We start from the raw sequence: 2922 nt of genomic DNA on the forward strand, positions 1-2922 counted from the left end.
GCTGTCGGGAATAACGCGCTTGACTGTGCCCTCACCTGGTCCGACGCCAAACCAGCCGCCATTGATCAGCGCGTCGCGTCCCATATCGACCTGGAATGTGTCGCCTTCGCCGGTAAGAAACTTGTCGATGCGCAAGGCAACGTGCGGGAACACCGTATAGGCGGCGAAAACGCCGCCGACGCCGGCGGCACCCAGCGCAACGATCCACAGCCAGGGCAGCCCGGCCATGAAAAACATGATGCCCCAGGTGCCGGTCGTCAGCATGGTCTGGCCGAGATCCGGTTGCGCCACCAGCAGCGACACGACCAGTACCAGCAGCAACATGGCGAACAGATTGCCGGGAATGTCGGGCTGGCGCTTGTGCTCAGCGAAAAGCCAGGCGCACATGATGACGAAGGCTGGTTTCAAAAATTCCGACGGCTGGATCGACAGGCCGGCAAGCGACACCCAGCGGCGTGCGCCCTTCACCTCGACGCCGATGTAGAGCACCGCCACCATCAGCACCAGCATCAGGCACAGCATGATCAGCGCCATGCGCCGGATCTGCCTGGAATCGAGGAACGACACAGCCAGCATCACGCCGAGCGCCGGTACGGTGAAGATGATCTGCCTGGTGGCGAAGTGGAAACTGTCGAGGCCGATGCGTTCGGCGACCGCCGGGCTCGCCGCGAAGGACAGCACGATACCGAGGCCCATCAGCGACAGGAACGCCGCCAGGAACCAGCGATCGATCGTCCACCACCAGGTCGCAACCGGACTTTTGTCGAGACGGCTCTGCATTATCGTGCCCCTCCGATGGGTTTCACACCCTCGATAGCATTCGCAGCTTGCCTGAAGGCTTCGCCGCGAACTTCGAAATTCTTGAACTGGTCGAAGCTGGCGCAGGCCGGCGACAGCAGCACCACCGCCTCGCCGCTGTCGTCCTTAGCCGCATCATGCGCGGCGTGCTCGACCGCCGCGGCCAGCGTGCCTGAAATCTCGTAGGGCACGGCCTCGCCCAGCGTCGCCGAAAACGCCGGCGCCGCCTCGCCGATCAGATAGGCCTTGGCGATGCGCGGGTAGAAACCGCGCAAGGGTTCGATGCCGCCTTCCTTGGGCAGGCCGCCGGCGATCCAGTAGATGCGCGCGAAGCTCGACAGCGCCGGCGCCGCAGCATCGGCATTGGTCGCCTTGGAATCGTTGATGAACAGCACATGGTCCTTGCGGCCGACCTGCTCCATGCGGTGCGCGAGGCCGGGAAAGCTTTCCAGCCCCGACTGGATCTCGCCAAGCTCCAGCCCGACCTTGAGGCAAGCGGCGACCGCAGCCAGAGCGTTCTGGGCATTGTGCTGGCCACGCAAGGAGCCGATGCCTTCGAGGAAGGCGACACGGCTGTAACGGCCGTGCACAGCTTCCATCAAATTGCTGCCATCGGCGAAATAGCCGTCGGTCAGCGGCAGGCGCTTGGAAATGCGGATGACATGCCGCCCCGCCCGCTCCAGCCGCTCGGCAATCTGCGCGCACCAGGAATCGTCGATGCCGACGATCGCCGTCTCGCTGCCGGCCACCAGCCGCTCCTTGATCGCGGCGTAGTGCTGCATGGTGCCGTGGCGGTCGAGATGATCGGGCGTCAGGTTGAGCAGGATGCCGGCCGTCGGATTGATCGAGGGCGCGAGGTCGATCTGGTAGGACGAACACTCGACGACATAGTGCCGATCGGGCTCGGGCGGATCGAGCGTCATCACCGCGCGGCCGATATTGCCGCCCATCTGGGCATCCCGTCCCGCGGCTTTCAGGATGTGCGCGGTCAGCGCGGTCGTCGTCGACTTGCCGTTGGTGCCGGTGATGGCGATGAAAGGCGCTGTCGGCGCGCTCAGCACCCGCTCGCGGCAGAAAAGCTCGATGTCGCCGATGATCTCGACGCCTGAGCCGCGCGCCAGTTCCACCGTCCAATGCGGCTTGGGATGCGTCAGCGGCACACCAGGCGACAGCACGAAGGCCGAGAATTTCGCCCAGTCGGCGCCGCGCAAATCAGCGGTCGCGATACCGGCAATGGCGGCCTTGGCCACACTGTCGGGATTGTCGTCCCAGGCCAGCACGTCCGCGCCGCCCTCGATCAGCGCGCGCGCCGTCGCGATCCCCGAGCCACCAAGCCCGAAGAGCGAAACGCGCTTGCCTGAAAAGGATGCGGCGGGGATCAAAGGGCTTCCTATCTCAGCTTGAGGGTCGACAGGCCGACCAGCGCCAGGATGACGGCGATGATCCAGAAGCGGATCACCACCTGGCTTTCGGTCCAGCCGAGCTTTTCGAAATGATGGTGGATCGGCGCCATCAGGAACACCCGCTTGCCGGTCATCTTGAAATAGCCGACCTGAATGATGACCGACAGGATTTCGACGACGAACAATCCGCCCACGATGACCAGCACGATCTCGTGCTTGGTGGCGACGGCGACCGTGCCGATCAGGCCGCCCATGGCCAGCGAGCCGGTGTCGCCCATGAAGATAGCCGCCGGCGGCGCGTTGAACCAGAGGAAGCCGAGGCCAGCGCCGATGACCGCACCGAGCACGACCGCGAGTTCACCGGTGCCGGGCACGAAATGGATCTGCAGATATTCGGCGAACACGGCGTTGCCGGAGAGATAGGCGATGACGCCGAAGGAGGCAGCCGCGATCATGATCGGCACGATCGCCAGGCCGTCAAGGCCGTCGGTCAGGTTCACCGCATTGCCGGCGCCGACGATGACGAAGCAGGAGAACGGAATGAAGAACCAGCCGAGATTGACGATGAATTCCTTGGCGAAGGGAAAAGTCAGCGACGACGAGAACGGCGCCTGGCCATTGTGCATGATCACCCAAGCGGCGATGCCGGCGATGACGAATTCCAGCGCCAGCCGTGCCTTGCCGGAAAAGCCGAGATGCGACTGCTTGGTGACCTTCAGAT

3 protein-coding genes are annotated in these 2922 nt (G+C 64.2%); all 3 read right to left on the bottom strand.

The genetic code is table 11. The features are described 5' to 3' along the window. Window positions 1-780, bottom strand: a 780-nt coding sequence (locus EOA22_RS29435) for an FtsW/RodA/SpoVE family cell cycle protein (protein ID WP_127390426.1), incomplete at its 3' end; no start/stop codon positions are given. Continuing rightward, the gene (gene murD, locus EOA22_RS29440; protein ID WP_063168311.1) at window positions 780-2180 is read right to left on the bottom strand and encodes a UDP-N-acetylmuramoyl-L-alanine--D-glutamate ligase; all 1401 of its coding nucleotides are present in this window, start codon (window positions 2178-2180) and stop codon (window positions 780-782) included. The genes EOA22_RS29435 and murD, both read right to left, overlap by 1 nt. 8 nt (window positions 2181-2188) lie before the next feature. Beyond that, on the bottom strand, window positions 2189-2922 hold a 734-nt coding region (gene mraY / locus EOA22_RS29445; RefSeq protein WP_127390427.1), incomplete at its 5' end, for a phospho-N-acetylmuramoyl-pentapeptide-transferase.

The sequence above is a fragment of the Mesorhizobium sp. M7A.F.Ca.US.014.04.1.1 genome, assembly GCF_003998745.1.
Classification (GTDB): domain Bacteria; phylum Pseudomonadota; class Alphaproteobacteria; order Rhizobiales; family Rhizobiaceae; genus Mesorhizobium; species Mesorhizobium ciceri.